At 69.6% G+C, this 25,632-nt stretch carries 23 protein-coding genes; 11 read left to right on the forward strand and 12 right to left on the reverse strand.

All coding sequences use genetic code 11. The annotated features are described in order from the left end of the window. Window positions 1–86: 86 nt before the first annotated feature. From POL67_RS50000 to ggt, 5 genes are all read left to right on the forward strand, one after another. Window positions 87–1,169 (forward strand): hypothetical protein, encoded by a 1,083-nt coding sequence (locus POL67_RS50000; RefSeq protein ID WP_271929551.1) that lies wholly within the window; start codon window positions 87–89, stop codon window positions 1,167–1,169. Window positions 1,170–1,171: 2 nt separating this feature from the next. Next, the gene (locus POL67_RS50005) at window positions 1,172–1,861 is read left to right on the forward strand and encodes a hypothetical protein (RefSeq protein ID WP_271929554.1); all 690 of its coding nucleotides are present in this window, start codon (window positions 1,172–1,174) and stop codon (window positions 1,859–1,861) included. Continuing rightward, window positions 1,858–2,904 (forward strand): hypothetical protein, encoded by a 1,047-nt coding sequence (locus POL67_RS50010; protein ID WP_271929556.1) that lies wholly within the window; start codon window positions 1,858–1,860, stop codon window positions 2,902–2,904. The genes POL67_RS50005 and POL67_RS50010 overlap by 4 nt, the downstream gene beginning before the upstream one ends. 191 nt (window positions 2,905–3,095) lie before the next feature. Further along, the gene (locus tag POL67_RS50015; RefSeq protein ID WP_271929559.1) at window positions 3,096–3,980 is read left to right on the forward strand and encodes a hypothetical protein; all 885 of its coding nucleotides are present in this window, start codon (window positions 3,096–3,098) and stop codon (window positions 3,978–3,980) included. 42 nt (window positions 3,981–4,022) lie between these two features. Continuing rightward, entirely contained in the window at window positions 4,023–5,918 is a 1,896-nt protein-coding gene (gene ggt / locus POL67_RS50020) for a gamma-glutamyltransferase (RefSeq protein ID WP_271929560.1), read from the forward strand. Here the strand turns inward: ggt and POL67_RS50025 are convergent. The 3 genes from POL67_RS50025 to POL67_RS50035 all read right to left on the reverse strand — a co-directional run bounded on the left by POL67_RS50025 (window position 5,915) and on the right by POL67_RS50035 (window position 9,285). After that, window positions 5,915–6,556 carry a universal stress protein gene (locus POL67_RS50025; protein ID WP_271929561.1) on the reverse strand — a complete coding sequence of 214 codons (642 nt, stop codon included), beginning with the start codon at window positions 6,554–6,556 and terminating at the stop codon, window positions 5,915–5,917. The two genes, ggt and POL67_RS50025, sit on opposite strands and share 4 nt — an antisense overlap. A 265-nt stretch (window positions 6,557–6,821) precedes the next feature. Then, window positions 6,822–7,775 (reverse strand): tetratricopeptide repeat protein, encoded by a 954-nt coding sequence (locus POL67_RS50030; RefSeq protein ID WP_271929564.1) that lies wholly within the window; start codon window positions 7,773–7,775, stop codon window positions 6,822–6,824. After that, on the reverse strand, window positions 7,747–9,285 hold the full coding sequence (locus POL67_RS50035) for a serine/threonine protein kinase (RefSeq protein ID WP_271929567.1): 1,539 nt from the start codon (window positions 9,283–9,285) through the stop codon (window positions 7,747–7,749). Before POL67_RS50035 ends, POL67_RS50030 begins: the two co-directional genes overlap by 29 nt. Before the next feature lie 131 nt (window positions 9,286–9,416). Between POL67_RS50035 and purB the strand changes: the two genes are divergently transcribed. Then, complete coding sequence (gene purB, locus POL67_RS50040) at window positions 9,417–10,718, forward strand: adenylosuccinate lyase (RefSeq protein WP_271929569.1); 1,302 nt, start codon at window positions 9,417–9,419, stop codon at window positions 10,716–10,718. Between the two features lie 18 nt (window positions 10,719–10,736). Here purB and POL67_RS50045 read toward each other — a convergent pair whose 3' ends face one another. Beyond that, window positions 10,737–11,216, reverse strand: coding sequence for a hypothetical protein (locus POL67_RS50045; protein WP_271929571.1), 480 nt, complete (start codon window positions 11,214–11,216; stop codon window positions 10,737–10,739). An 11-nt stretch (window positions 11,217–11,227) separates the two neighbouring features. Then, window positions 11,228–12,526, reverse strand: a complete 1,299-nt coding sequence (locus tag POL67_RS50050) for an aKG-HExxH-type peptide beta-hydroxylase (protein ID WP_271929574.1) — start codon at window positions 12,524–12,526, stop codon at window positions 11,228–11,230. A 60-nt stretch (window positions 12,527–12,586) separates the two neighbouring features. On the opposite strand from POL67_RS50050, the gene POL67_RS50055 reads away from it, so the two are divergent. Together POL67_RS50055 and POL67_RS50060 are read left to right on the forward strand one after the other, a co-directional pair. Then, on the forward strand, window positions 12,587–13,219 hold the full coding sequence (locus POL67_RS50055; protein ID WP_271929577.1) for a hypothetical protein: 633 nt from the start codon (window positions 12,587–12,589) through the stop codon (window positions 13,217–13,219). Between the two features lie 55 nt (window positions 13,220–13,274). Continuing rightward, complete coding sequence (locus POL67_RS50060; RefSeq protein ID WP_271929578.1) at window positions 13,275–14,321, forward strand: aldo/keto reductase; 1,047 nt, start codon at window positions 13,275–13,277, stop codon at window positions 14,319–14,321. Between the two features lie 2 nt (window positions 14,322–14,323). Here POL67_RS50060 and POL67_RS50065 read toward each other — a convergent pair whose 3' ends face one another. The 4 genes from POL67_RS50065 to POL67_RS50080 all read right to left on the reverse strand — a co-directional run bounded on the left by POL67_RS50065 (window position 14,324) and on the right by POL67_RS50080 (window position 18,339). Beyond that, window positions 14,324–14,995 (reverse strand): HAD family hydrolase, encoded by a 672-nt coding sequence (locus POL67_RS50065; protein ID WP_271929580.1) that lies wholly within the window; start codon window positions 14,993–14,995, stop codon window positions 14,324–14,326. A gap of 43 nt (window positions 14,996–15,038) precedes the next feature. Then, entirely contained in the window at window positions 15,039–16,664 is a 1,626-nt protein-coding gene (gene larAH / locus POL67_RS50070) for an NPN-dependent hydroxyacid isomerase, LarAH14/15/16 family (protein WP_271929581.1), read from the reverse strand. A 34-nt stretch (window positions 16,665–16,698) separates the two neighbouring features. Continuing rightward, a complete protein-coding gene (locus POL67_RS50075) occupies window positions 16,699–17,358 on the reverse strand; it encodes an HAD family hydrolase (protein WP_271929583.1) in 660 nt (219 codons plus the stop codon). 204 nt (window positions 17,359–17,562) lie between these two features. Beyond that, entirely contained in the window at window positions 17,563–18,339 is a 777-nt protein-coding gene (locus POL67_RS50080; RefSeq protein ID WP_271929585.1) for a phosphoadenosine phosphosulfate reductase family protein, read from the reverse strand. A gap of 100 nt (window positions 18,340–18,439) precedes the next feature. Between POL67_RS50080 and POL67_RS50085 the strand changes: the two genes are divergently transcribed. Continuing rightward, window positions 18,440–19,423, forward strand: a complete 984-nt coding sequence (locus tag POL67_RS50085; protein ID WP_271929588.1) for an ArsA family ATPase — start codon at window positions 18,440–18,442, stop codon at window positions 19,421–19,423. Between the two features lie 25 nt (window positions 19,424–19,448). On the opposite strand, the gene POL67_RS50090 is transcribed toward POL67_RS50085, so the two are convergent. Beyond that, window positions 19,449–20,549: a Gfo/Idh/MocA family protein gene (locus POL67_RS50090; protein WP_271929590.1), complete on the reverse strand. Its 1,101-nt coding sequence runs from the start codon at window positions 20,547–20,549 to the stop codon at window positions 19,449–19,451. A 164-nt stretch (window positions 20,550–20,713) separates the two neighbouring features. Here POL67_RS50090 and POL67_RS50095 point away from each other — a divergent pair, with 164 nt between their 5' ends. After that, window positions 20,714–21,670, forward strand: coding sequence for an AraC family transcriptional regulator (locus POL67_RS50095; RefSeq protein ID WP_271929592.1), 957 nt, complete (start codon window positions 20,714–20,716; stop codon window positions 21,668–21,670). Between the two features lie 24 nt (window positions 21,671–21,694). Here the strand turns inward: POL67_RS50095 and POL67_RS50100 are convergent, their stop codons facing one another. After that, the gene (locus POL67_RS50100; protein ID WP_271929593.1) at window positions 21,695–22,264 is read right to left on the reverse strand and encodes a hypothetical protein; all 570 of its coding nucleotides are present in this window, start codon (window positions 22,262–22,264) and stop codon (window positions 21,695–21,697) included. Window positions 22,265–22,579: 315 nt separating this feature from the next. On the opposite strand from POL67_RS50100, the gene POL67_RS50105 reads away from it, so the two are divergent. Next, window positions 22,580–23,881, forward strand: coding sequence for a beta/alpha barrel domain-containing protein (locus POL67_RS50105; RefSeq protein ID WP_271929595.1), 1,302 nt, complete (start codon window positions 22,580–22,582; stop codon window positions 23,879–23,881). Between the two features lie 3 nt (window positions 23,882–23,884). Here the strand turns inward: POL67_RS50105 and POL67_RS50110 are convergent, their stop codons facing one another. After that, window positions 23,885–25,525, reverse strand: a complete 1,641-nt coding sequence (locus POL67_RS50110) for a hybrid sensor histidine kinase/response regulator (protein WP_271929598.1) — start codon at window positions 25,523–25,525, stop codon at window positions 23,885–23,887. Window positions 25,526–25,632: the final 107 nt, after the last annotated feature.

A 25,632-nucleotide genomic window follows, 5' to 3' on the forward strand; every position in this document is an offset into this window, starting at 1 on the left:
GGGACCGCCGTGCCTGGATGGCCGACGACTTGCTTTCGTGTAGCGTCCCTACCGTCCCCTTTTTCTCACCCCCGGGGAGGAAACCTATGTCCGCTTTCCGATCTCTCGTGTTGCTTGCGCTCGCCACGCCCCTCTTCTTCGCTTGCTCCAGCGAGCCCAACCCACCCCCGACACCGGAGGCAGACCCGGCACATATCGACCCACCTCCGCAGGGCCAGGGCTTCCAGATCGAGACCAACCTCTTCGAGGTCCCGGCCGGCGTCGAGAAGCAGGACTGTTACTTCTTCAAGGTGCGTGACCTGGCGGCCGCGAATGGCCTCGATCCGGAGAGCCCCGTCTACGTGAACCGCGTGCAGATCGCGCAAAAAGACGGCTCGCACCACATGAACGTCTTCCGCGTCCGGACGATCGTGGGCCTCGATCCCGCGAACGGCGCGATCCAGGAGGGCAAGGACAACGTCGGCGAGTGCTTCAAGAGCGCGAACTGGGCGGACTGGCCGCTCGTCGCGAACTCGCAGATCGACGGCAAGCTCGACTGGACCTTCCCCGAGGGCGTCGCCAACGAGTTCATGCCCGACGAGTGGCTCATGCTCCAGACGCACTACGTCAACGCCGCGACCCAGGGCACGCCCTCGGGCGAGGGCAAGGTCAACGTGAACTTCTGGACGATCCCCAAGGAGAAGGTGAAGGCGCAGCTCGGCACGCTCTTCGCGACCAAGCAGTCGATCCGCGTCTGTGCCTCGAACCCGACGCCCTCCTTCGACGGCTCCTGCCAGTTCAACAGCGACAAGCCCGTCCACATCATCGGCGCGAACGGCCACTTCCACAGCCGCGGCAAGAAGTTCGACATGTTCCAGTGGGACGGCGTGAGCGTCGAGCAGCCGCCGATGGATCAGCGCTTCTACTCGTCGCAGGCCTGGGATGAGCCGCCGATGCTCACGTCCCCCGAGCTCGACCGCGAGGTCCCCGCGGGCGGCGGCGTGTTCTACACGTGCTCGTACCAGTGGCAGATGCCCGAGGCCTCCGTCGGCTGCGACGGCTTGAACGCGCTCGACAAGCAGGGCGCGAACGACTGTTGCTACACGTTCGGCCCGATCGTCGAGGCCAACGAGCACTGCAACATCTTCGTCTACTACTACCCGAAGGCCGACGACATCAACTGCTTCTAGCCGTGGACAAACGCTGTCTCGCGCTCGCGCTCGTGCTCGCTGCTTGCAGCTCCCCCGTGCCGCCGCCGCCGTCGGAGAAGGACGCCGGCATCATCATCGGGGGTTGCAAGCTCGCGTATCTCGGCGACCCTTCGGCCGAGCCGATCATGGAGGTGATCGCGCTCGGCCCCGAGGGCGAGCTCCAGCCGATCAGTGATGGATCGAGCATCTCCTTGATCTTCCCGCCGCAGGGCGGCCGCGTCGTCTTCGCCGGCGTGCGGGCGACGAACATCGACCCGTGCGCCGTCCGCGTCGCGGGCGCCCTGCGCGACCCGGTGACGAAGCAAGTTCGACTGGACAATCGCATCCTCAACCTCGAACCCACGGACGACGGCTACGGCCGCAGCACGCCGACGGACATCTCGTCGTTCTCGAACATCGCCGCGTGTCCGAACCAGTGGGCCGAGAACGACCTCTTCGACAACCCCTACGAGCTCACGGTCTCGCTCACGGATCGCGACGGGAAGAAGGTCACGAAGATCATGACCGTCACCCCGCGCTGCGACGAACCCGGGCGCGAGGCCGAGTGCCTCTGCATGTGCGCGGGTGACTACATCCTCGGCATGCAGTGTGATCCCGACGCCGGCCCGCTCGATCCGGAGCTCGACGCCGGCGCGGACGGGGCCGCGGATGCCTCTGGAGGAGCGCCGTGAAGCGCCTTCGCCTCCCGCTCGTGCTCACGCTCGCCGCGCTCGCGGCCGGCTGCTCCGATCCGCCCCCGGACCCGCCGCCTTCCTCGGAAACGCCCGCGTGGCAAGTCGCGCTCGACGGGGGCGACCTCGACCGTGCGGTGCTCAGCGTGTGGGGCAGCGGCCCGAAGGACGTCTTCGCCGTCGGCGGCCCGCTCGGCAACGGCAAGGAGTCGCTCATGGTCCACTTCGACGGCGACGCCTTCCGCGAGCTCCACCCCGGCGGCGACCAGACGTACTGGTGGGTCTCCGGCTCGGGGCCGGACGACGTCTGGATGGTCGGCGAAGAGGGCCGCATCACCCACTGGGACGGCTCTACCTTCACGGAGCACGTTTCCGGCACCACGGCGACGCTGTGGGGCGTTTGGGCGGCCGGCAAGGCCGACGCCTGGGCCGTCGGCGGCACGCCCGAGGGCGGCACCGGCGCGCCGAACGACGTGGTCCTGCACTGGGACGGGAGTACCTGGACGCCCGTGACCTTGCCCGGCATGCCGCTCGGACGGGCGCACTACAAGGTCTGGGGCACGAGTTCCGCCGACCTCTACGTGGTCGGCGAGTTCGGCACGATCTGGCATAAAAAAGGCGCAAAATGGGCCCTCGAATCGGACCCACCCCTCGCGTCTGGCACACTCTTCACGGTGTCCGGCTGTGGCCCGAACGAGGTCTACGCCGTCGGCACGTTCGACGTGCTCCGCTCGGATGGCGCCTCCTGGCAAAAGCTCGACGTCGCGCTCACGAACGGCGTGAACGGCGTGGCTTGCAACGCGCCCGGCGAGGTGGTCGTCGTGGGCTTCGGCGGCTCGAAGCAGCGCCTCGACGCGGGCACGTGGGTCGACGAGTTCGACGTGCCACCTTATGCCGATCTGCACGCAGCCTGGGCCGATGGCACTGGCACGTACTGGGCCGTCGGGGGGAACTTCGTGACGAGCAGCATGCCGGGCGCGGCACGCGAAGGCATCGTCGCGCGGTACGGCACGGGCAGGATCGCGGATCGCATCACGCCGTGAGCACGACCTGGTCGGACGTGCGACCACCGCTATGACAGCGCCGTCCGACGCTGCGTGAACGACGACGCTCGACCGTTTCGAAATCCTCGGCGGTTCGTCGAACGCAGGACGTACCCTCGCGGGTGGTCGTCCCCTTGCACACGGGGGCGCCGCGATCGAGGGACCCCTCGTCCACACAGGAGAACGAACTCATGCGTACTTCCCTTGCCCCGATCTTCGCCGCCGCCGCGCTCGCCGCCGCCACGACCTTCGGCTTTGCTTCCTCGGCCGACGCCAAGACCATCAGCGCTTGTGGCGGCATCGAGCTCGCCGCGAGCGCCAAGTGCGAGATGCGCGTCGAGGGCGGATGCACCGCCGCCTGCCAGCCTTTGAACTTCCAGGTCCAGTGCGCCGCCGACCTCTACGTCGGCTGCAGCGGCCAGTGCACCGCGGAGATCGAAGCCTCGTGCACCGCGAGCTGCCAGGCGAGCTGCGAGGCCGAGTGCAACGTCGACCCCGGCAGCTTCGAGTGCGGCGCCTCCTGCCGCGCCGACTGCGGCGCGAGCTGCAACGGCGCCTGCGCCGCCGATCCGGACAGCGCTCGGTGCCGCGCCTCCTGCGAGGCCACGTGTGGCGGCGAGTGCGACGCGCGCTGCGAGGCCACGCCGCCCAGCGCGAACTGCAAGGCGCAGTGCTCCTCGTGCTGCACCGGCTCCTGCGACGCGCAGGCCAACATCGACTGCCAGGTCGACTGCCAGGCCAAGGGCTTCATCAACTGCGAAACCAAGCTCCAGGGCGGCTGCGAGGTCGCCTGCACGAAGCCCGACGGCGCGCTCTTCTGCGACGGCCAGTACGTCGACGTCGGCGAACAGATCGACGAGTGCGTCGCGCAGCTCGAGAGCCTGCTCGAGATCAAGGTCGAGGGCTACGCGCGCGGCGACGCGCAGTGCAGCGGCGGTCGCTGCACTGCCACGGGCGAGGCGGGCGTCTCCTGCGCGCAGAGCCCCGGGAACACGTCGGGCAGCGCGGCCGGCATCCTCGGCGCCATCGCGGCCTTTGGCCTCGCGCTCGGCCGCCGCAAGAACCAGAAGAAGTAGTCGCTGGCTTCGGGGGGGCGTGCGCTAGAGTCCCCCCTGCTGATGCCCGCGCCCCCTCCGAGACTCTTCCTCCTCGCGGCGGCGCTCGTCTCGGCCTGCGTCGCACAGACGCCCGCGCCGCGCGACGACGCCGCGCCCCCTCCCCCCTCCGCGACGGCCGCCTCCACGACCGCCTCCACGACCGCGCCCGTGGCCGTCGTCCCCGCGACGTCAGCCTCCGCGAGCGCGCCCGCGCCCGCGCCCGACCCCTACCCGGCCCCACCGCCGCCCGATCCGCCTGTCGCCCTTCGACCGGGCGGCAAGCGCGCCGTGCAGGGCGAGGCCGGTCTCGTCACCTCCGTCGAGAAAAACGCCACGCGCATCGGCGCGACCGTCCTGCGCCGCGGCGGCAACGCCGTCGACGCTGCGGTGGCCGTCGCCTACGCGCTCGCCGTCACGCATCCCTCGGCCGGGAACATCGGCGGCGGCGGCGTGATGATGATCCGCCTGAAGAGCGGCGAGACCCACTTCGTCGACTTCCGCGAGACCGCGCCCGCTGCCGGCGCCACGACCGAAAAGGTGCTCGCGATGCTCGATCACGACGGCGGCATCGGCCTCCGCTCGGCGGGGGTCCCGGGCACCGTCGCGGGTTTGTCCCTCGCGCTCGAACGCTTCGGCACGCGCCCGCTCGCCGAGCTCCTCGCGCCCGCCATCGAGCTCGCGAAAAAAGGACACGCGCTCGGCCCGCGGCAAGCGCTCACGCTCGCGTGGGCGTGGAACAAACTCGAGCACGACCCCGCCGCCCGCGCGATCTGGGGCAAAGGCAAAAAGCCGCTCGCCGAAGGCGAACGCGTGCGCCAGCCCGACCTCGCGCGCACGCTGGAGTCGATCGCAAAGGAAGGCCCACGCGCCTTCTACGAAGGATTTTTCGCCCGCACGATCGATGCGTGGATGAAGAAGGGCGGCGGGTACGTGACGGCCAAGGACATGGCCGACTACCACGCGAAGCTACGCGCGCCGCTGCGCTTCTCGTACCGAGGTTTTTCGGTGGAGACCGCCCCGCCGCCGTCGATGGGGGGCGTCGCGTTCGCGCAGATCATGCTCTCGCTCGAGCGCGCGCGGGTGTACGAGCAGAAGCCTGGCTCGGCCGACGCGCTGCACCTCTTCGTCGAGGCCGCGCGGCGCGCCTACGCCGATCGCCGCATCGTCGCGTCCGATCCGGACTTCGGGCCGAAGGACCTCGACACGAAGCTCCAAGCGCTCCTCTCCGGCGCGCACCTCGCGACGCGCAAGCCCGCGATCGACCCGGCGCGCGCCACGCCCTCGGCCACGCTCGCGGCGGCAATGCCCGAGGCCGCGCAGGAGTCGCCCGAGACCACGCACTTCTCGATCGTCGACGCCGAGGGCAACGCTGTCGCTTGCACGTACACGCTCTCGGCTGGGTTCGGCGCGAAGGTCGTCGTGCCCGGCACGGGCGTCCTGCTCGGCAACGCGCTCGGCGGCTTCTCGAAGGACGGCCCGAACGTCGTCGCGCCGGGCAAACGCATGGCGACCTCGATGTCGCCGACCCTCGTCACGCAAGGGGGACGCCTCGCGCTCGTGCTCGGCTCGCCGGGCGGCGACACGATCCCGAACACCGTGGCCCAGGTCTTCAGGAACCTCGTCGACTGGGGCATGACGATCGACGAGGCCATCACGAGCGGCCGCCTGCACCACCAGTTCCAACCGGACAAACTGCGTGTGGAGAAGCAACGCCCGCCGCCGCGGGAGGTGCTCGCCGAGCTCGCGCGGCGCGGCCACACGATCGAGCAGAGCAACCTCACGCAAGGCGACGCGAACGACATCCTCGTCGACCCGCAGACGGGCATCGCCTACGGCTTCGCCGATCCCCGCGAGGGAGGCACGGCCGAGGGAGTCTCCCGGGCCGAGGTGGAAAAGGCGAAAAGCGCCCGTCCCTAACGAAGACGCGGATCGTATTGGTCGACGCCCGGGTCGTCCTCGTCGCGCTTCGGGCGGACGATCACGACGGGGCACGGCGCATTGCGCGCGATTCGATCGGCGAGCGGGCCGCCGAAGAGGCGTTCGAGCCGGCTCGGCGGATGGCTCGCCACCACGATCAGGTCGGCGCCGATCTCGTGCGCCAGGTTCACGATGGCCTTGTCCGGCCGTCCGTCGCGATAATGCATGGCCATGAGCCGCGCTTGCCCGCCCGCGGAGCGATGTTCGAGCACTTTCAAAGGCGGCAGCTTTGCCTCGCTCGCGTGGGAGGTCGACACCCGCGGCGTGGCCACGTCCTTGATTCGCGGCGCCATGCCACGCGCCCCGATCACCACGGCGTGAATCTCGGTCTCTTCGCCCCGCAGCTCCGCCAGATCAAAAGCAAACCGCCAGGCCCGGCCGCCGGGCTCCGAGAGGTCGAGCCCCACGAGCACGATGTACGGGTCCTTTTTTCGCTCCGCCGGCGGCGTGATCCTGCGGACCGCCGAATCCGGCGGGGGAACCGAGACGGCGCGCAGCCTCGGCTGCGTCGTTTCCTCGGTGTCCTGGGCGGGCGAATCGGGGCCGGGCTCTACCGTGGACGGAGCTAATGCGACCATTGCCAGCGAATGTTTGGATCGCGTCGCGTGGTCGCAAGCCCCTTCGCTGCTTCTTCGAGCGGAAGCATTTCAAAGCGGGCGCGCGGCGCGCCCGGACGGGCTCGGCCGCCAGGAACGGGCGCGGGCGGCCTCAGCGCAGGAATGCAATGGCGAGGCCGACCGAGGCGGGAATGCGGCCGGTCCGACCGAGCCCGACAGGGCGGCGCGCCGGCGAGCGCGCGGAGGCAAACCGTCGAAATGCCTCGCGGCGTCGCGCGCCTTCCGCTCAGAACACCCCGCGCACCATGACCGAGCTCGGCCCGACGAAGACCTCGGGCACGTACGTCACCTCGAGCTGGCGCTTGATCTTCTGGTTGCCGATGACGCCCATCGCGATGCCACCCCCGAACATCAATGCGCCGAGGGTCGTCACGCCCCACGCGACCGGCGCGCCTCTCGTGGCTTCGAGCCCGACGAGCCCGCCGATCGTGACGAACCCACCCGTAATGCCGATGAGGATGCCGCCGACGAGCATGCCCGTGCTGCGACGGACCGTGGCGACCCGATATTTGGGTTTGTCCCCCTGGCCCGGCGTCGGCTGCGCCTGCACGATCTGCTCGGGCGTCGGCGGCGGCACGTCGGTCGCGTCGAGCGTGACCTCGTCCGTGCCTTTCTCCTTCGATTCGACGCTCGCCTCTTTGAGCACGTCCTTGCCGCGCCGGAGCGACACCACGTGTTTGCCCGGGTCGACCGGCAGCGGCACGCCGAACGAGGCCGGTTCGAGCTTGATCTCGTCGCGATACACGCTAAGCCCCTCGATGCTGCCCTTTACCTGCACCGTCAATTGCGGCAGGCGCGGATCGAGCGCTTTTTGCCGGCGCGCGGCGAGCTCGGCCCGAGGCGCGTCGCCCTCGCGCTTGGCCTGGTCCCGCGCCTCGCCCCAGGCGCCCCAGGCGGTCGCGAGCCGCCCCTGCTTTTCGAGACAATCGGCCCAATTCAGCTTCGTACCGACGGCCGGATCGAGCTTGTAACTCGCGTCGAATTTGGGGCAGGCCTCGTCGTAGTTTTTCTTCTCCATCAGGCCCTTGGCCACGCGGAACAGGGCCTCGGCCGCGGCCGGATCATTGGCGAGCGCCGGGGCCTGGGCCAGCAAGACCGCTGCGCCGAGGAGCGCGGGGGCGACGAATCGCAGAGAGCGCCGCGGCTCGACGTCAGCGGCGACCGGACATGAGTTCGTCATCGTTCGGCTTCTTTTTGTTGGTTGCAGGCGGAGGCGGCGGCGGCGGCTTGCGGCCCGAAGGGGTGGTCTGCGTGGGCGCGGCGGGCTTCGCGGAGGCAACGGGCGGCGCGACCGCGGGTTCGACCGAGGCTGCTGCGGCAGGCTCGACGTTCACCGGCGGATCGGCGGCCACGGGGGCCTTCGGCGTCGGCGTCGGCAGGGGCAAGGGCGCGGCCTCGGTGGCGGCGGCCGCGGCGGGCTTCGGATCCTTGGCGTCGCCCTTCGCGCCGAAGATCACGGCCGCGCCGACGATCCCGAGCAGCACAATGGCGATCGCCGCGAACATCGGGGCCTTGCTGCTGCCCGATGGATTCGGCGTCTGGCCCGTTTGCGCGAGTGGAACGGCCGTCGAGGCGGCGAGCACGGTCGCGCCCATGGCCGTCTGCGGCGAGATGCCTCCTCCCCCCATCGGGCTCAGGGCCATCGGGTTCTGCGGCTGCGGCGTACTCGCGAAGGCGGGCCGCGCGGCCGCAGCACTCTGCGCCATCGGCATCGGCGCGCCGACGACCGTGTTCTTCGGCGCCCCCTCGCCGGCCTGCGCCTTCTGCAGGATCTCCGTCACTTCGAGCACGAGCGCGGGCCCCTCGGCGATGCCGAGCGCGGCGGCGAGCTCCGTGATCGCCTCGCCGGCCGTGCGGAAGCGCTGTGAGGCGTCGCGACTGCAACAGCGCAAGAACCATGCGTCGAACCTCGGGCCGAACGAGCTTCCTTTTTGCGAAGGCGGCGGGATCGGGTCGACCACGATTTGCACGACGAGATCGCTGATCGTCTCGGCTTGCCAGTAATCGAAGCCGAGGAGGAGCCGCGCGGCGATGAGCCCGATCGCCCATACGTCCGTATGGGGTCCAATGAGCTGCGCCTGGGCCCGCGCCTGCTCGGGCGCCATGTAGAGCGGCGTGCCGAAGATGGCGCCGGTCTTCGTCTTCGAGTGCGCGCCCATCGAGCTCGCCGCGCCGCCCGTGAGCTTCGCGATGCCGAAGTCGAGCAGCTTCACGCACGGCGTGCCGTCCTCGCGGACCGAGAGGAAGATGTTCTCCGGCTTGAGATCGCGGTGCACGATGCCGATCGCGTGGGCCTTGTCGAGCGCGCGCGCGGCCTGCCGCAGGTAGAGCACGACCTCCTTCGGGTGCATCCTTCCGCGCGCCTCCGCCTCGCCGGCGAGGTCTCGCCCGCGGAGGAACTCCATCACGAGGAACGGCGCGCCGGAGAGCTCCGGCGCGACGTCGGCGTCGGTCACGCGCACGATGTGGTCGCTGTCGATGCGCGCCGGCGCGCGCGCCTCGGTGCGGAACCGCTCGATCGTGCTCGGATCGGAGAGCGTCTCGTTGTGCAGCACCTTCAGCGCGAGGCGCTCGTCGGTGTGGACGTGCTGCACGAGATAGACGGCCCCCACGCCGCCCTCGCCGAGCTGCTTGACGATGCGGTAGCGGCCGGCGATCACGAGGCCGGGATGGAGTTTCTCGGTGCTCATGGAGCGAGGGCCCCCCGAAAAGTACGAGCCGAGCCTAGCACGGCCCGGCCGAGCCCGTCGCCTTTCCTGCCGCGCCGCTCGGGCCCGGCCCGCTTGACGGCGCGCGCGACTTCTCCCAGCTTTCGCCGCGAATGATCCCGCGATACACCCCGCCCGCGTTCGCCGCGCTCTGGTCGTCCGAGACTCGTTATGCCGTGTGGCTCGACGTCGAGCTCGCCGCCTGCGAGGCGATGGAAGCCGAAGGCCTCGTGCCCGTCGGCGTGGCCCGAGCGCTTCGTGCGAAGAACCTGCAGCTCGACCCGGCGCGTATCGAAGAGATCGAGCGCACGGTCAAGCACGACGTCATCGCGTTCCTCACGCACGTCGAAGAGCTCGCAGGGCCCGACGCGCGGTGGCTCCATCGCGGGATGACGTCGAGCGACGTGCTCGACACGAGCCTCGCCGTGCTCCTCGTCCGCGCCGCCGATCTCCTGCTCGAACGGCTCGACGGCCTCGTCGTCGCGTTCTCGCGCCGCGCCGACGAACATCGCCGAACGCCCATGATCGGCCGCAGCCACGGCATCCACGCCGAGCCCATCACCTTCGGCCTCGCGCTCGCGGGCCACCTCGCCGAGATGAAGCGCGGCCGCGCGCGCCTACGCGAGGCGCGTAGCGAGATCGCCGTCGGCACGATCTCCGGCGCGGTCGGCACTTACGCGCACCTCTCGCCGAAGCTCGAAGCCCAGGCCCTCGCGTCGCTCGGCCTGCGCCCCGAGACCGTCGCGACGCAGGTCGTCCCGCGGGATCGTCATGCCGCGTTCTTCAACGCCCTCGCGCTCGTGGCCGCGGGCATCGAGCGGTTCGCGACGAACGTCCGGCACTGGCAGCGCACCGAGGTCGCCGAGGCCGAGGAAGCCTTCACGAAGGGGCAAAAAGGCTCCTCCGCGATGCCCCACAAGCGCAACCCCATCCTCAGCGAGAACCTCTGCGGCCTCGCCCGCATCGTGCGCGCCGCGGCGATCCCCGCGCTCGAAGACGTCGTCCTCTGGCACGAGCGCGACATCTCGCACTCCTCCGTCGAGCGCATGATCGTGCCCGACACGACGACCACGCTCGGGTTCATGCTGGAGCGCACGACCTCGCTCGTCGAAGGCCTCGTCGTGCGCGAGGAGAACCTCCGGAAGAACCTCGAGCTCACGGGTGGGCTCTTCTTCAGCGAGGCCGTGCTGCTCGCGCTCGTCTCGTACGGGCTCCCGCGGCAGGAGGCGTACGTGCTCGTGCAGCGCAACGCGATGAAGGCGCTCGCCGGCGAGGGCACCTTCCGCGACCTCCTCGCGGCCGATCCGGACGTGAGCGCGCGCCTCTCCGCGGCCGAGCTCGATCGATGCTTCGACCTCGACCACGCGCTCTCGCACGCCTCCGGCATCGTCGACCGCGCGATCGCGGCGCCCTGATCCCGGGAACGGCGCGCGCTACCGATACGGCGATCCCATCCCGATCCGCAGATCACACTGAAACAGCTCGTAATGCACGGTCACGGCGAGCGCTCGGCCCGCCGCGAAGTGCACGTACACGCCGGGCCACGAGCTCGCCCAGGCCTCGTCGAGCGTGCGCACCACGAGCGTCACGGCCGGGAACCCGGCGCGCCGATCGAACCGCACGCACACGAGCGCCTCGACGCCGGCCGCGAGCCATTCGAGACAGCCGCGCGTCTCCCGCGGCGACAGCCGATCCTGGCGGAGCCATTTTTCGAAGTCGACAGGCCTGCCCTTCCCTTCGAGCGCCTGCCGAAAGGCAACACTCCGGTCTGGCTCGACGAATTCCTCCGCGAGGCGCGCCGCGTGCGCCTCGGTGGCCCGTGGCCCGAGCGTGCGCAGATCGACCCGGAGGGCACGCAGGCGCGCGAGCTGCTCCCGGAACGTATCGCGGAGGAAGCGCTCATCGGGACGCACGCGGGCGCTCCTCAGGCATCCATGGTCTTGTAGTGATCGTGCCAGCGCTGAATCTCATCCAGCACTGCCTTCCCCACGCGCGTCGGTTCTCCGTTCCCGAGGACCACCTCCGCGCCCTCGGCGTTGATCTGCCGGATGCGCGCGAATCGCTCGGAAAAACCGGGCGCCTTCGCGAGCGGGTGCCCCGCCTCGATCATGCGCTCGTAGAGCCGCGCGACGGGCAAAAACGCGTGGACCGCGAGCAGCACACCGTGGAGCGGCCGCGGGTCGGGCCGCACGGGCGAGGTGTAGAGCGGGGAGAACGCGTTTTCGAGGACCGCATCGATCTCGAAGAGCGCGTTGATCTTGTTGTGCGAAAACTCGTGGATGACGGCCTCCGCCATCGTCATGAGGCTCGGGTGCAGGGACATGTAGATCGTCCCGATCGCCTCCTGGTACGACGCGGAGAGGTGCTTTTCGTCGTGGTATCCGACGGGCACGATCTGCTGCACGAAGAGCTCGATCTCGCCCCGCAGGTCCGGCAGGTGCTCCTTTACGAGATCGAGCGCCGCGGAGAGCGACCGCGTCCATTCCGACACGTCCTTGCCGCCGAGGTCGATCGCATTGCCCTCCTTGTCGGGGTGCGCCTCCACCATGGCGAGCGGATTCGTGTCGGCGAGCGTGAGCACCGTGCTCCCGTCGATCGGGAAAAACGGCCGCGACACGTTCACGCCGTCGCGCGTCTCGGAATACCCTGGCGGCGCGGCCTCCAGCGCCTGAAGGCTCAGCGTTTTGACGCCCTCCGCGCGCTCGACGACGATCTTTCCTTCGTTCTCGAACACGACGGCGCGCGTATCCTCGGGCAAACCAATCGAAATGCCCGCCGTGGTGGAGACGAGCTGCTTCGGAGGTGCTTTCTGCCGAATGGCCCGCGGGAGCGCGGAGGCGCGCGCGAGGTGCAAAAGGAAAACCCCCACGAGCTCGCGGACCCACGCCTCGGCATCGGCGCGCGGGGTTCGCAGACATCGGACGAGCGTCCCCATCGCCGTGCGCCGCAGGACGCTCGGCAGCGCGCCGACGTTTTTCCGTGCGACCTCCCGCACGAGCGCCTGGAAGACCGCGAGATCGGCGCGCGCCTCGGGCGAGAGCGCGAGCCCCTGTCCGACGCCGAGCAGCTCGGGCACGAGACGACCGAGCGCGCGCGAGAGGACGCCTTTGGCCGTCTCCGAGCCTGGCGCGGGGATCGTGAGATCCGCGGGCGGATCGAGCGGGCGCGTGGCGAGGGCGGGAGGCACGGCGCCATTGTGGGCGAGGAGGGTGCGAGGCGACAAGCGAGAAGGCATGCGGCGCGCCGCTTCATTCCGCGGCGGCGGCGTGGTACGCAGAAACGCATGGCCGGCTGGTCCATCGGGAAACATCGCCTGGAGGTGGACGTCCGCGCGCCTTTCCTGACGATCCTCCTCGACGAGGAGAAGATGCTCGAACATGTGATCCCGACGCATCTGCTCGGCGATTACCCGCTCGTGGTCGGCAAACGCAAGGTCATGCTCAGGCGCGTGCGCAACCTCGACGTCGCGCGGAGCGAGGTCTGGATCGACGGCGTGAAGGTGCCGCCCTCGGAGGACCCGATCCCGCGGCGCAAGCCGCCGATGGACGGCGTGTGCGAGGTGCACCCGGGCGGCACGGCGGGCTATCGGGAGCCGGGGGCCATGCCCGCGGCGAAGCTCGCCTGCGGCATCTGCCGCGTCGGGCTCTGCAATACGTGCGCCGCCGTGGACGGCGTACGCTGCAAGTCGTGTTTCGAGCAGGCGACGGCGGAGATGGTGAGGGCCGAGCGCGAATTGCGCATCCAGGGCCCGCTGCTCGGCGTGGCGCTCGGCGCGCTCGTGTTCATCTTCGGGCTCGCGTTCGACATTCCGCGCATGGCGGGCATCGGCCTCGCGGCGATCGTCCTCGTGGGCATCAACGTGGGCATCGGGTACGCGAAGGAACGACGGGAAGCCAAAAACCGGCCCTCCCCTTGATTCCGCGCCCCGCCCCGCGTACGCACCTCCCGATCCGCAATACGCGGGAGGAAGCATGCGTTACAAGCTCTTGGGTCGTACGGGGATCAAGGTGTCGGAGCTGTGCCTGGGCACGATGAGCTTCGGCGACAGGTGGGGATTCGGGGCGGACGAGGCGACGAGCATCGAGGTCGCCGCGGCCTACGCCGAGGCCGGGGGCAATTTCCTCGACACGGCGAACAAGTATCACGAGGGCCATACCGAGGAGATCTGCGGCAAGATCATCGCAGGAAACCGCGACCGCTGGGTGCTCGCGACGAAGTTCACGCTCACGACGGCGAACGGTGATCCGAACGCCTCGGGCAATTCGCGGAAAAACATGATCCAGGCGGTCCACAAGAGCCTCGGCCGGCTCGGGACCGATTACATCGACCTGCTTTGGGTCCACGCCTGGGATTTCACGACGGGCGTGGAGGAGGTCATGCGCGGCCTCGACGACCTCGTCCGCGCGGGCAAGGTCCTCTCGATCGGCATCTCGGACGCGCCCGCGTGGATCGTCTCGCAAGCGAACACCGTGGCGACGTTGCGGGGGCTCTCGCCCTTTGCCGCGCTCCAGATCGAATACAGCCTGATCGAGCGCACGGTGGAGCGGGAGCTCATCCCGATGGCCGAGGCCTTCGGCATCACGGTGACGCCCTGGGCCCCGCTCGGCGGCGGCGTGCTCACGGGCAAGTATTCACGCGGCAGCGCGCCCGAAGACACGAAGCGCGCTGCGGGCAACGAGCAACGTCTCTCGCCGAAGAACCTCGCCATTGCGAAGACCGTGGACACGATCGCGGACGAGCTCGGCAAGACCTCGGCGCAGGTCGCGACGAACTGGGTGCGTCAACGCGGCGCGAACGTCGTGCCCATCGTGGGCGCGCGCAAGGCGTCGCAGATCAAGGACGTGATCGGCTCTCTCGATTTCACGCTCAATGACGACCAGCTCCGCCGCCTCCACGACGTGAGCCGGATCGAGCTCGGCTTCCCGCACGATTTCCTGGGGAACCCCCGCATCCGCGGCATCGTCTACGGCGACCGCGCGAACGACATCGACCTGCCGGCCGTGACGCGCCCGCGCTGAATCTACGCGATCCCGAGCCGTTCCAGCAGCGCCGCCGGGAGCGACGTGAAATCCGCGGACGTCCAGTCAGCGCCCGCGTCGCGCAGCTCCTCGGCCGTCGCCGCGGTGGTGATCCCGACCGCCACCATCCCCGCCGCCTTCGCGGCGCGCACGCCGTTCGCCGCATCCTCGAATACGACGCACGCGGCCGACGCGACGCCGAGATCCTGCGCCGCGAGGAGGAAGATGTCGGGCGATGGCTTGCCGCGCGTCACCTCCTCGGCCCCCACCACGCGCTCGAATCGCTCGCGGAGACGGAGCCCATCGAGCACGAAATCGCGATTGCCGAGCGGTGCCGCCGACGCGATTGCGAGCCGCACGCCGCGGAGCCGCAGCCGTTCCAGGAAGGCATCGGCCCCGCGCGTGAGCGCGAGGTGCGGGCGGTATGTGGCGCGGTAGAGCCCCTCCTTCTCCTCGGCGAGCCGCGCGAGCTCGTCCGGCGACACCGCCCGCCCGAGCAACGCGGGAAAGATCTCCTCATTCTTCTTTCCCGCGAATTCCCGCTGAAAACGCTCGGCCGTGGTCGGCACGCCGAGCCGCTCCGAGACGATCTCCCACGCACGATTGTGGAAGGCCATGTTGTCGACGAGCGTGCCATCCATGTCGAAGATGGCCGCGCGGAGGACCTCGGTCATGCGTCACCCGCGGAGAGGGAGGTTCGGGGGGTGCGGGCGTCTCTCAGCCCTGCGATTCGGGCAGCGCCGCAATCGGCGCGCGCTGCTTCTCCACGGACATGTCCGCCATGAAGATCGGCGGGCAATGCAGCGCCAGGATGTCCGGGTTCGGCGGCGCCGTCTGCTTCGCCATCCGCAGCGCCTCGTCCATCGTCCGCGCCGTCTCCCAGCCCAGGAGCTGCGGGATGTATTCGTTGTCCGCGCCGACGACGATCACCCGGCCGAGGTGCTGCCGCCCCGCCTCGCCCCAGTACCACATGAAGAACGGGTGCGTCGGGTGATAGGCGTGGCCGTACCGATACATCTCGATGTAGGCCGGGTTCTTCGCGAACTTCGGCTCCCAGACCTTGTGCAACTCCATCGCGTCGCGCGTCTCGGGCAGCACGCGGTGCACGAACTCGATGTACGGCGAATGGTGCTCGTTGTCGAAGAGGTCCGTGCACGGATGCATGATGATCATCGTGCCGCCCTTCTTCACCATCGGCGCATTGCGATACAGGTTGAAGAGATACCCGTTCGCCATCACCTGCACGAGCAGCGGGTTCAGGAACGAATTCACGTTGTACGGGCTGATGAACGGAATGCCCGTGATGAGAATGTCGCTCTGCCCCACGACCGGGACGCAGTATTGCTCGAAGCTCTTCCGGAGCGTGTGCTCGTGCACGGCCTCGGTCTCGCCCGCGAACACGCCCGTCACGCCGAACGGCGAGGGCACGCGCTGGAAGATCGCCTGGCGCGCGGGCTGCGGCATCTTGTCGAGCGTGAACCGGAGCGCCTGGAGCGCGTTTCGCTCGGTCCGCGAGAGGTCATCCTCGTTTTTCGCGAGGAACTCGAGCGGCGTATCGAACATCCGGTTGTTGATCGTCGTCTCGATCGTGAAGACGTTCAGCTTCTTGTTCGCGAGCCGGCCCATGCGCACGACGCTCGTGTTGAGCGCCGACGATTTCGGGTCCATGTACGAATGACACTGCCGCATCACGCGCGGGTTGTGGTGCGCGCGCAGGCTCCGGTAGCCGCAGAGGCCCACGGCAACCGATTTGTGGCCGCCGTCCATCGGCACGAGATTCAGGTTCACGTAGATGATGAGGTCGCTCTCCACGGCGCGCCGGTTGAGCTCGACCTCCTCGCCCTCCTCGGTCGTGCCGAGGTATTTCATGTTGGCGAGGTTCTCGGCGTCGTGGTTGTAGAGCCTCTTCGGCCAGAACGCGTTGAAGATCTTGTCGCCGACGACGTGCCGGAGCTCCCAATCCTTCATGCGCCGGTGCACGCTCGTCGCGACGATGATCTCGACATCGTCGACGCCGTAATCGGCGAGCAGATCGAGCACGATCGTGAGCACGCGCTCGCGGATGTCCGGCCGCTTCATCGGCGGCAGCGGCAGCGAGATGTCGTCCATCGCGATCGTCACCTTCATCCCCGGCCGGAGCTTCGCGTAGAGCGGCTCGGAGTTGTACGGGTGGTTGATCGCGTACCGGATGGCCGCGTCCACGTCCTTCAACGGCTTGAGCGGGGGCTTCGGGTAGACGACGCGGCTGCCCGTCGGCAGGTCGACCTCGACCAGCCGGTCGCCCGAGAAGAGGACGCGGGGTGCGCTGCGGCTGTCGATCGTCACGACACAGGGATGGCTCATGGCATTCTCGTATTCGGCGGCAATCCCGCCCGCTTCAGTCGACGTGGATGATGGGCCAGTGGTAGGCGTTCGCGAGCAGGGACAGCTTCCTGTCCGGGTTCACGGCGGCCGGGTGGCCGACGATGCTGAGCATGGGGACGTCCGAGTAACTGTCGGAGTAAGCGAAGCACTCGTCGAGGTCGTGGCCACGGCCTTTCGCGTGATCACGAATGAGCCGCGACTTCTCGGGGCCCGCGACCACGGGGCGCAGGAGCTTGCCCGTCGCGAAGCGGTCCTTGATCTCCAGGCGGTTCGCAATGACGTCCGTTGCGCCGAGGTGCTCGGCGAGCAGACGCATCAGGAAGTCGAGCGCGCCCGAGACGAGCACCACGTCGTGCCCCTTGTCGAGGCTCGTCTGCACGAGGTCCCGCGCGCCGGGGTAGATGTTGGGCTTGATCACGCGCTCGAACGTCTCGGCCGCGAGCCCCACGAGCCGGTCCTCGCTCATCCCGCCGTAGGACGTGAAGAGAAGCTCGTTGAAGATGCGTCGGTCCCGCGTCTCCGCCCACACCAGCCACGGGGCCTTCACCAGCGCTCCGCCGAGCTTCGCGAGGCTGTGCAGCGGCGTGTTCTGGTTCAGGACGTAATAGAGCGTGGGGTGGACGAGGTTCGTGCGGATCAGCGTGCCGTCCACGTCGAAGTAGCTCGCTGCCATTTGCGTCCCGGAATCACCTCTGCGAGGCCTTTCGTCAAGCACAAGGTGACGCGAAAGGAGCTTCGCGCCGGAACTTCTCGGTCCGCTCGGCCCCCAGCCTGCGCTTTCGCGACCCAGACAGGAGCGTCATCCCACACGAGGGAGGCTCTTGACAGGGAGGTCGAGTTGGCGGATGGGCAGGCGCCCCCGCGGCCGTTCGTCCGCCTACACCGCGGGCCCGGCGAGCGCCTCGGCATAACGATCGTCCAATTCGATCACGCCCTCGGCGGCGCCGCGATCCACCGGATTGATCCCGCAATACTGCACGCTCGCCAAATGCCGCCAGCGGCCGGCGCGCTCGCTTTCGTCGGGCAGGACCGGCGTCGTGCAGGGAAAACAGCCGATCGTCCGAAACCCCATGGCGTGGAGCGGGTTCAGGACCACGCCGGGATCGGCGGCGAGGGCCCGGTCGAGCTCCTCGTTCGTCACGTGCGCGAGCGGGTGCACGCGCAAGGCGCCCATCGCGAGGTCGAGCCCGAGCGGACGCACCTTGCTGCGCGCCCCGCCCTCGCCCTGCCGCAGCGCCGAGACGAGCGCGTCGTAGCGGCCCCGGATCGCGTGGAGCGGCGCCGTCTTGCGCAGATCGCAACAGCGCTCCTGGCCCTCGACCGAGAGGTAAAGCAGGCCCTCCTCGGCCGTTTGCTCGGCGAACGTACGCGCCGGCGAGAGCGTGATCACCCGGAGATTCGCGTGCGTCCGCGCCAGCTCGTCCCGCGCCCAGCGCGTCTGCTCGTGGAGCACGCCCGTGTCCACGAAGACCACGTCGAAGTCGAGCCCGGCCTGGTCGGCGAGCCGGCAGAGCCACGTACCGGCGCGCTGCATGCTCGTCAGGATCGCGGCCCTCCGGCCGAACGTTTGGTGCACGAAACGCAGGACATCGAGCGGCGCGGCGCCGGCGAGGCGCCCGTTCAGGGCCTCGAGGCCCGCTTCGGTGACGCGCATGTCCCTGTAGGTAGCAGAGCGCGGCGCGGCTCGCCGGGCGAAGCCGTGCAGAACCCGGTTGCCTTTCCGGGCCCCGTCGCCTAGAGGATCGCCGGTTCGCATGCCCCCTTCTTCTCCCTCGCAAGGCCACGCGCCGGGGCGGCTCGTCGACGACCTCGGGCGGCGCCGCTTCCTCTTCGTCACGGGCAAAGGAGGCGTGGGCAAGACGACGTTCGCCGCGGCCCTCGCAGTGGCGCTGGCGCGTGAGGGCAAACGGGTCCTGGTCGCCCTCTGCAACACGAAAGAGCGGCTCTCGGCGATCCTCGGGACGAAGCCGATCGGCGACGAGATCATGCCCGTCGCCGAGGGCGTGTGGGCCGTGAACATCTCGCCTGAGAAGGCGCTCACCGAGTACGGCGAGATGGTCCTCAAGGTGCGCAGCGTGGCGCACGCCGTCTTCGACAACCGCTACACGAAGACCTTCTTCCGCGCGGTGCCCGGCCTGTACGAGTGGGCGATGCTCGGCAAGGCGTGGTTTCACACGACGGAACTCGGCGCCGACGGGCGCCCGCGCTTCGACGTGGTCCTGCTCGACGCGCCGGCGACGGGCCACGGCCTCGACATGATGCGCGTGCCGAAGGTGATCCTCGACGTGGTCCCGCCTGGCGTCTTGCGCCGCGACGCCGAGGAGGCGTGGGCGATGTTCCGCGACCCGGTGCGGAGCGGAATCGTCGTCGTCACGCTGCCCGAGGAGATGCCGGCGCAGGAGACGATCGAGCTCGTCGACGCGATCAAGAAAGACCTCACGCTGCCGGTGCTGCGCCTCGTGGTGAATGCGGTCCTCACGCCGCTCTTTTCGCCCGAGGAGCGCGAGCGGCTCGCGCAGGAGGCGTCGCTGCTCTCGATCGACGCGCCGGGCCGGACGGACGGCACGGCGGAGAGCGCGCTCGTGGCGGGGGCGCGGCGGGCGGTGCGGGAGAAGGTGCAGGCCGAGAGCCTTGCGCGGCTGACGCAGGAGATCGACCTGCCGCAGATCACGCTGCCGCACCTCTTCGACGAGGCCTCGACGGTGGAGGGGACGAGGATCCTCTCGAAGCTGCTCTAGCGCGCCCGTTCGCGCTTCCGACCGCTCACCCTTTCCATTCCACGCGTTTTCCCGTCGCCGACGACACCGCAAGCGCGTCGATCAACCGATAGAGCTTCCAGGCGTCGCGGAACGTCGGGACCACCTCGGTCCCTTCGGCGAGATCCTTCGCCAGGGCCGCATAAAGGTGCGCCGTCTGCTCGGCGTCTTCGTGGAGCTCCGCCGTGACGGGCGATCGATATCGCTCGGGCGTCTTCAGCGGCGCGAGCGGCTGGCCGTCGCCACGCGCGCCGGACACGGTGAAATCGGGGGCCCAACGCAGGTCGCCCTCGGTCCCCGTGATCGTCGCGAAAATCTCCCCGCCATTGCGTTTCCCGCCCTCGATGTGGGCGGACAGCACCGCGCCGCTTTGCAACGTCCCGCTGATGAGCACCTGGTCCGGCACGGTGACGGGGAGCGTCTCGCCCGTCTCGACAATCGTCGCCTGATCGAACTGGCGCGCGACCACCGCGGAGACGCTCTGGAAGTCGCCCACCGCGGCGAGCACCGTATCGAGGTAATGCGCGGTGAGGATCGACAGCGTGCTCGCCCCGTTCTTCACGTCGGTCGTATACGCAAGAGCTTGCGGGATCTGCGCGCCGAGGTAGGGCACGGCGACATGGAGATCGACAGAGCGGACCTTGCCGACATACCCCTCGGCCAGGAGATCACGGAGGTATCGCGCGCCCGGGGCGAAGCGCCGCTGCAAGCTGATGAACGTGCGGACGCCGGCGGACTCCGCGAGCCGCGCGAGCTCGGCGGTCTCGTCCAGGGAGACGCCGAGGGGCCATTCGCAAAACACGTGTTTCTTTGCGGCAATGGCGGCGCGCACGAGCCCCGCGTGCAAGGGCGCGCGGACGGAGACGACGACGAGGTCCACCTCCGGGTGCTCGATCAGCAGCTCGGCGCGGTCGAAGGCGTGGGGCACCCCGAAGCGGCGCGCGGCCTCGTCTGCGCTCGTTTGTCGGGTGGTGCTCACCGCGGTGATCTCGTACGCCGCGGGCAGCGCTTGGAGCGCGGGCAGGTGCGCGTGGGAGGCCCATCCCCGGTCCGGATTTGCCCCGACGATACCCACGCGAATCTTCTTCGACGTCCCCGTCTTGCTCATGATCTCTCCATCCCTTCGTGCGGACGCACCCGTGCCTGGGGACCGAGCGCTCGTCCGCCCCCTTTTGCATCGAATGGCCTGGGAGGGACCGTACTCCGGAAGCAGCGGACGATCATTGGCACCACGTCCGTTTTTGTGGTTCGATCGTCCGTCACGGAGGGACGATGGACGTTCTCGCGGACGTGCTGCGCGGGCTTCACCTGCGGACCAAGGTGTATGGACGGCTGGAGATGCGGGCGCCCTGGGGCATGCGCGTCGAGAAGCCGGGGCACGCTTTGTTTTACGCGGTCTCGCGCGGGAGCTGCCTGCTCGAGGTCGACGGCGCGCGCATCCCGCTCTCGGGAGGAGACTTCGTTTTCCTGCTGGGCAGGAGCACCCATGTCCTTCGGGATGCCCCGGGCACGCGGCCCCTCCCGGTCGCCGAGATCTATGCGATACGCGGCGGGCGTTGTGGCGGGCTCGTGCATCACGGCGGCGCGGGCGCACCGACCACGCTCGTCTCCGGCTGCTTCCTGTTCGAAGGCACGTCGCTCGACCCGCTGATCGCGAGCTTGCCGCCGCTGATCCACGTGAGGGGCGACGGAGGCATCGCCGCGCGGTGGCTCGAATCCACGTTGCAATTCGTGGCCTCGGAGATGGAGGCCGAGCAGCCCGGCTACGAGACGGTGGCGAGCCGGCTCTCGGAGGTCTTGTTCGTGCAAGCGCTGCGCACGCACGTGGCGTCCTTGCCCGTCGAGCAAGCGAGCTGGCTCCGCGCCCTGACCGACGCGCAGATCGGCGTCGTCCTGCAACGCCTGCACGAGAACCCGGAGAAACCCTGGACGGTGGAGAGCCTGGCGCACTTGGCCAGCATGTCGCGCTCGGTGTTCGCGGCGCGCTTCAAGGCCGTCGTCGGCGAAGGACCGCTGACCTACCTGGCACGCTGGCGCATGCACAGGGCCACGCAGCTCATGGCGGGGGGCGCGGCGTCCACGACCGCCATCGCGCAGGCGGTCGGCTACGAGACGGACAGCGCCTTCGTGAAGGCCTTCAAGCGACACCTGGGCGAGACGCCCGGCGCCTTCCGACGCCGGCTCAAGGAGCGCGAAGCGGACGCCGTGCCCGCGGCGGGACCGAGGTGACGGCCTCGTCGCGGGGAAACCTGCTCAGTTCATGCAGATCTTCGGAGCGCCGCCGCCACAGTTGTTGCTCAGGCATTCGCTGTTGTTGTTGCACGCCTGCCCATTCTTGAACTTGCACGCGCCCTTGCCGTCGCAAGCCATCGTGAGCGTACAGCTCCCCGGATCTTCCTCCTGAAGGGGAAGGCTCGTACACGTGCCGAGGCTGGTCGGCCGAGCACACGACACGCACGTGCCGTTGCAGGCCGAGTCACAGCACACTCCATCGACGCAAACACCGCTCAGGCACTCGGGCGCCTCGATGCAGGACTGGCCGTTCTCGCCGCCGCCGCCGGCCCCGCTGCTGCTGCTCGACGTGGCCCCGCTCGACGACGACGCGGTCACGGCCCCGCTTTCGTCCCCGCCCGTGCCGCCGGCGCCGCCCCCGGGCACGCCGTCGAGGCCACCCAGGCCGCCGCTCCCGCCGCTCCCACCGCTCCCGCCGCCCCCGCCCGTGCTTCCCGGGCCCCCGTCGCCCGTCGAGAGCGAGAGGCACCCGATCGCCTGGGCCATGACCAGCACGGCCACGCCTCTCCACCACGTCCACGCGTCGCGCATCCGCTCCTCCGTCTCCGGAGCCGAACATAGCGCGACGCGGCAGAACGACGCCCTCGCGGAGCAACGATGCCGCGAGACAAAAAGCAGAGCGCCTACTCGACGGCGGGGGGGGGGACCGGAGCAGGCGCTCTGCCCGTAGATAGAGCAACCTATGGGCCAACCCCGAAGTGACGAATCCTCGTCACTTTGTAGGAGCTCGCTCGGGCGATCCTTGCAGTTGTGAAAGGCATATGGATTGCAGCCTTTCAGGTCCGCCGTGGACCAAGGTAGGGCGTCGCACGAGGGTGGAACCCAGGCTGGCACGACGATCCTTGCATGGCGCGCTCCCGGAACGTCACCCCCGGGCCCTGCATCGCGGCGGTTGACAAGGACGGACGAGCGCTGCCTTGTGGAGAGATGCCGCACCGCAGTCCCCTGCTCCTCGATGGCCGCGCGCTGCTCGACGCGGATCGCCTGCTCTCCGCCAAGCTCGCGGATCGCCGGGCGAGCTTCGAGCTCTCGTTCCGCGCCGCGCCGCCCCACACGGGCTTCCTCGTGGTCTCCGGGCTCGAGAGCTCCCTCGAGCTCTTCGGTCGGCCGCTCATCGATCCCGCCGCCGTCGCCGCCGCGCAGAGCCTCGTCGGCTTCTCGGACGCGCTCGCCCAGCGGCTCGCCCACCTCGTGCCCGCCATCGATCTCGACGCGGTCCCCGACGGCACGCTCGCCTTCCCCGGGGCGCCGATCGCCACCGTGGAAGGCCCCTTCCTCGAAGCCTCGCTGCTCGCCTCGCTCCTGCGCGCAGCGGCGCGGCGCGCGACGGCCATCGCCACGCGCACGGCGCGGCTTCACCTCGCGGCCGCGGGCGATCCCGTGATCGACGGGTCGAGCGCGCACGCGGCCGGGGCCGAGGCCTCGATGCGGGTCGCGCGCGCGGCGTACGTGGGCGGGGCGAGCGCGACGACGAACGTGATCGCGGCGATGGCGCTCGGCGTGCCCTTCCGCGCGAGCCCCGGGCTCGTGCTCGGTCCGACGGGGCCCTCCCTGGAGACGACCGTGGTCGACGGCTGGGGCGCGCTCGACACGGACGACCTCGCCGACCTCGGCGCGGGCGACGACGAGGAGGCGATGCTGCTCGAAGCGAAGCGGCGCGGACGGCGCGCGGGCGGCTGGATCGCGCGCGGGCTCGACGACGCGGAGGCGCGGGCGCTGCCAATGCGTTGCGAGCTCGTGGCGCTCGAGCAGGGCGGCGCGTGGGGCGTGCCGCCCGCGGATCTCGGCGACGAGGCGGCGCCGCGGCCGGGTCGGAAGATGGTCGTGCGGTACACGGACAACGCGGGGCGGCTCGTCGCGGACGTCGTGCACCTCATGGCGGAGCGGATGCGCTCGCCGCAGGATCTCGGGGCGACCACGCTCACGCCGCTCTCGCGGCCGCGGGTGCGCCAAGGCCGCGCGCTCGAGCGGCCGGAGGCGCCGTCGCTCGGGCGGGATCGATCGATCGCGGCGCGCGCGACCTTGCCCGAGGCGGTGACGTACCTGCGCGCCCCCGCGTCGTACCGCGTGGAGGAATCCGCGGCGGTCACCGCGCAGCGCGAGGCGGCGGCGCGGGCGCGCGCGCACATGCCTTTTCGAAAGGGGTGAGACCTACGCCGCCGAGATGCCGGCGCACCCGCCTGGGCCCGCGAGCGTCTCGCGCACGGCGGCCACGAGCATGTTCGCGGTGAACGGCTTCGCGAGGAACGGCACGCCGAGGCACGAGATCGGGGCCGAGTCCTCGCTGCTGTAGCCGCTCATGAGCAGCACGGGCAGCGCGGGATCGATCGCGCGGAGCGCGCGGATGAGCTCGATCCCGCCGATCTCGCCCATCGTCAGGTCGGCGATGACGGCGCTGATCTCGTGGCGATGCTCGTGGAAGGTGCGCTCCCCTTCGCGGCCGTCGGTGGCGATGAGGACGCGGTAGCCGGCGCGCTCGAGCACGCGGTGCGCGACGCGACGAACGGCGTCCTCGTCGTCGACCACGAGGATCGTGCCGTGCGAGCAGTGGCATCTCGGCGACGCCTCGTCGCTCGCGCCGGGCAGGATGGACACGTGCTCGAGGGCGCTCGGCAGCAGCAAGGAAAATGTCGTCCCCTGCCCCGGCCGGCTCGTCACGTCGACGAGGCCTCGATGCGCGCGGACGATCCCGAGCACGGCGGCGAGGCCGAGGCCCCGGCCCCCCACCTTCGTCGTGAAAAATGGATCGAAGATCCGGGCGAGGACCGATTCGCTCATCCCCTCGCCGGAGTCCTCGACCTCCACCACGGCATAATCGCCGGGCGGAAGGGGCTCCTTCATGCAGGCCGAGAACCGCGGCGCCGAGAGCTTTTGCACGCCGGCGCGGAGCCGGATGACGCCGGGCCTGCCCGCGAGCGCGTCTGAAGCATTCGTGATGAGGTTCATCACGACCTGCCGCAAATGGGTCGCGTCCCCGTCGACGCACGCGCGCGACAGATCGAGCTCCAGCGTCGCGCCCTTCGATACGATCGTCCGCAAGAGGACGGCCATTTCCCGGACGACCGTATCGAGCCGCACGTGCTGGGTCACGAACCTACCCCGCCCGGAATAGGCCAGCATTTGCCGGGCGAGGTCGGCGGCGCGATCGGCCGCGATCGAGATCTCCTGCAGCATCGCGGCGAGCGGCGAGGGATACGACACCTCGCCGAGGGCCAGGCTCGCCTGCGCGGTGATGACGGTGAGCAGGTTGTTGAAATCGTGGGCGATGCCGCCCGCGAGGACGCCGAGGCTCTCCAGCTTTTGCGCGTGGAACACCTGGGTCTCGAGCTCGCGGCGCTCCTCTTCGGCGCGTTTTTGGTCGGTGATGTCGATCAGGACATTGACGGCGCCCGTGAGCCGGCCCTGACGATCGCGGAGCGGACTCGCGTGCGCGAGCGCCACGACCTGCGCGCCGGAGGGCTGCTCGATGACGATCTCGCAGCCGTTGTGCGGCGTGCCCGTTTTTAGCGCCTTTGCCGTCCAGCACTGGTCGTGGGGGAGGAACTCTCCTTCGGGGGTGAACAGGCGGAACGCGCCGCAAAACCGATCCTGTTCGTGGCGGAGCTTCGGGGCGCGCCCCCAGATCTTCTCGGCGGACCGATTGAAGAACGTGATGAGCCCCTGGGCGTCGCACGTATATGCCGCCGCCGGCAGGCGCTCCAGGAGGTCGTGGAACCGCTGCTCCGCCTCCAGCGCGCCATGTCCTTCCCGCGCCGCGTCCGCGGGCCGCGTCCATGGGTCTTGCTGGATCATCGAGGTCCCTCCCGTTTTCCTAGGCGGCTTTTGATGATCGAGCACCCGGCGCAACGAGTCAATGCGCCTTTCGTAGAAAATCGCAATCGTTTGGCGACCCGGCATGG

Source organism: Polyangium mundeleinium, from assembly GCF_028369105.1.
In the GTDB taxonomy this organism is placed as follows: Bacteria; Myxococcota_A; Polyangia; order Polyangiales; family Polyangiaceae; genus Polyangium; species Polyangium mundeleinium.

What these genes read in the sequence shown, in the direction of transcription:
- ggt (WP_271929560.1), top strand. Translation starts at nt 4,023, where the DNA reads ATGCCCGCGCCCCCTCCGAGACTCTTCCTCCTCGCGGCGGCGCTCGTC.
- POL67_RS50065 (WP_271929580.1), bottom strand. Translation starts at nt 14,995, where the DNA reads ATGACCGAGGTCCTCCGCGCGGCCATCTTCGACATGGATGGCACGCTC.
- POL67_RS50030 (WP_271929564.1), bottom strand. Translation starts at nt 7,775, where the DNA reads ATGACGAACTCATGTCCGGTCGCCGCTGACGTCGAGCCGCGGCGCTCT.
- POL67_RS50035 (WP_271929567.1), bottom strand. Translation starts at nt 9,285, where the DNA reads ATGAGCACCGAGAAACTCCATCCCGGCCTCGTGATCGCCGGCCGCTAC.
- POL67_RS50100 (WP_271929593.1), bottom strand. Translation starts at nt 22,264, where the DNA reads ATGCGCGACGCGTGGACGTGGTGGAGAGGCGTGGCCGTGCTGGTCATG.
- purB (WP_271929569.1), top strand. Translation starts at nt 9,417, where the DNA reads ATGATCCCGCGATACACCCCGCCCGCGTTCGCCGCGCTCTGGTCGTCC.
- POL67_RS50075 (WP_271929583.1), bottom strand. Translation starts at nt 17,358, where the DNA reads ATGGCAGCGAGCTACTTCGACGTGGACGGCACGCTGATCCGCACGAAC.
- POL67_RS50090 (WP_271929590.1), bottom strand. Translation starts at nt 20,549, where the DNA reads ATGAGCAAGACGGGGACGTCGAAGAAGATTCGCGTGGGTATCGTCGGG.
- POL67_RS50025 (WP_271929561.1), bottom strand. Translation starts at nt 6,556, where the DNA reads ATGGTCGCATTAGCTCCGTCCACGGTAGAGCCCGGCCCCGATTCGCCC.
- POL67_RS50060 (WP_271929578.1), top strand. Translation starts at nt 13,275, where the DNA reads ATGCGTTACAAGCTCTTGGGTCGTACGGGGATCAAGGTGTCGGAGCTG.
- POL67_RS50095 (WP_271929592.1), top strand. Translation starts at nt 20,714, where the DNA reads ATGGACGTTCTCGCGGACGTGCTGCGCGGGCTTCACCTGCGGACCAAG.
- POL67_RS50105 (WP_271929595.1), top strand. Translation starts at nt 22,580, where the DNA reads ATGGCGCGCTCCCGGAACGTCACCCCCGGGCCCTGCATCGCGGCGGTT.
- POL67_RS50080 (WP_271929585.1), bottom strand. Translation starts at nt 18,339, where the DNA reads ATGCGCGTCACCGAAGCGGGCCTCGAGGCCCTGAACGGGCGCCTCGCC.
- larAH (WP_271929581.1), bottom strand. Translation starts at nt 16,664, where the DNA reads ATGAGCCATCCCTGTGTCGTGACGATCGACAGCCGCAGCGCACCCCGC.
- POL67_RS50055 (WP_271929577.1), top strand. Translation starts at nt 12,587, where the DNA reads ATGGCCGGCTGGTCCATCGGGAAACATCGCCTGGAGGTGGACGTCCGC.
- POL67_RS50000 (WP_271929551.1), top strand. Translation starts at nt 87, where the DNA reads ATGTCCGCTTTCCGATCTCTCGTGTTGCTTGCGCTCGCCACGCCCCTC.
- POL67_RS50015 (WP_271929559.1), top strand. Translation starts at nt 3,096, where the DNA reads ATGCGTACTTCCCTTGCCCCGATCTTCGCCGCCGCCGCGCTCGCCGCC.
- POL67_RS50110 (WP_271929598.1), bottom strand. Translation starts at nt 25,525, where the DNA reads ATGATCCAGCAAGACCCATGGACGCGGCCCGCGGACGCGGCGCGGGAA.
- POL67_RS50085 (WP_271929588.1), top strand. Translation starts at nt 18,440, where the DNA reads ATGCCCCCTTCTTCTCCCTCGCAAGGCCACGCGCCGGGGCGGCTCGTC.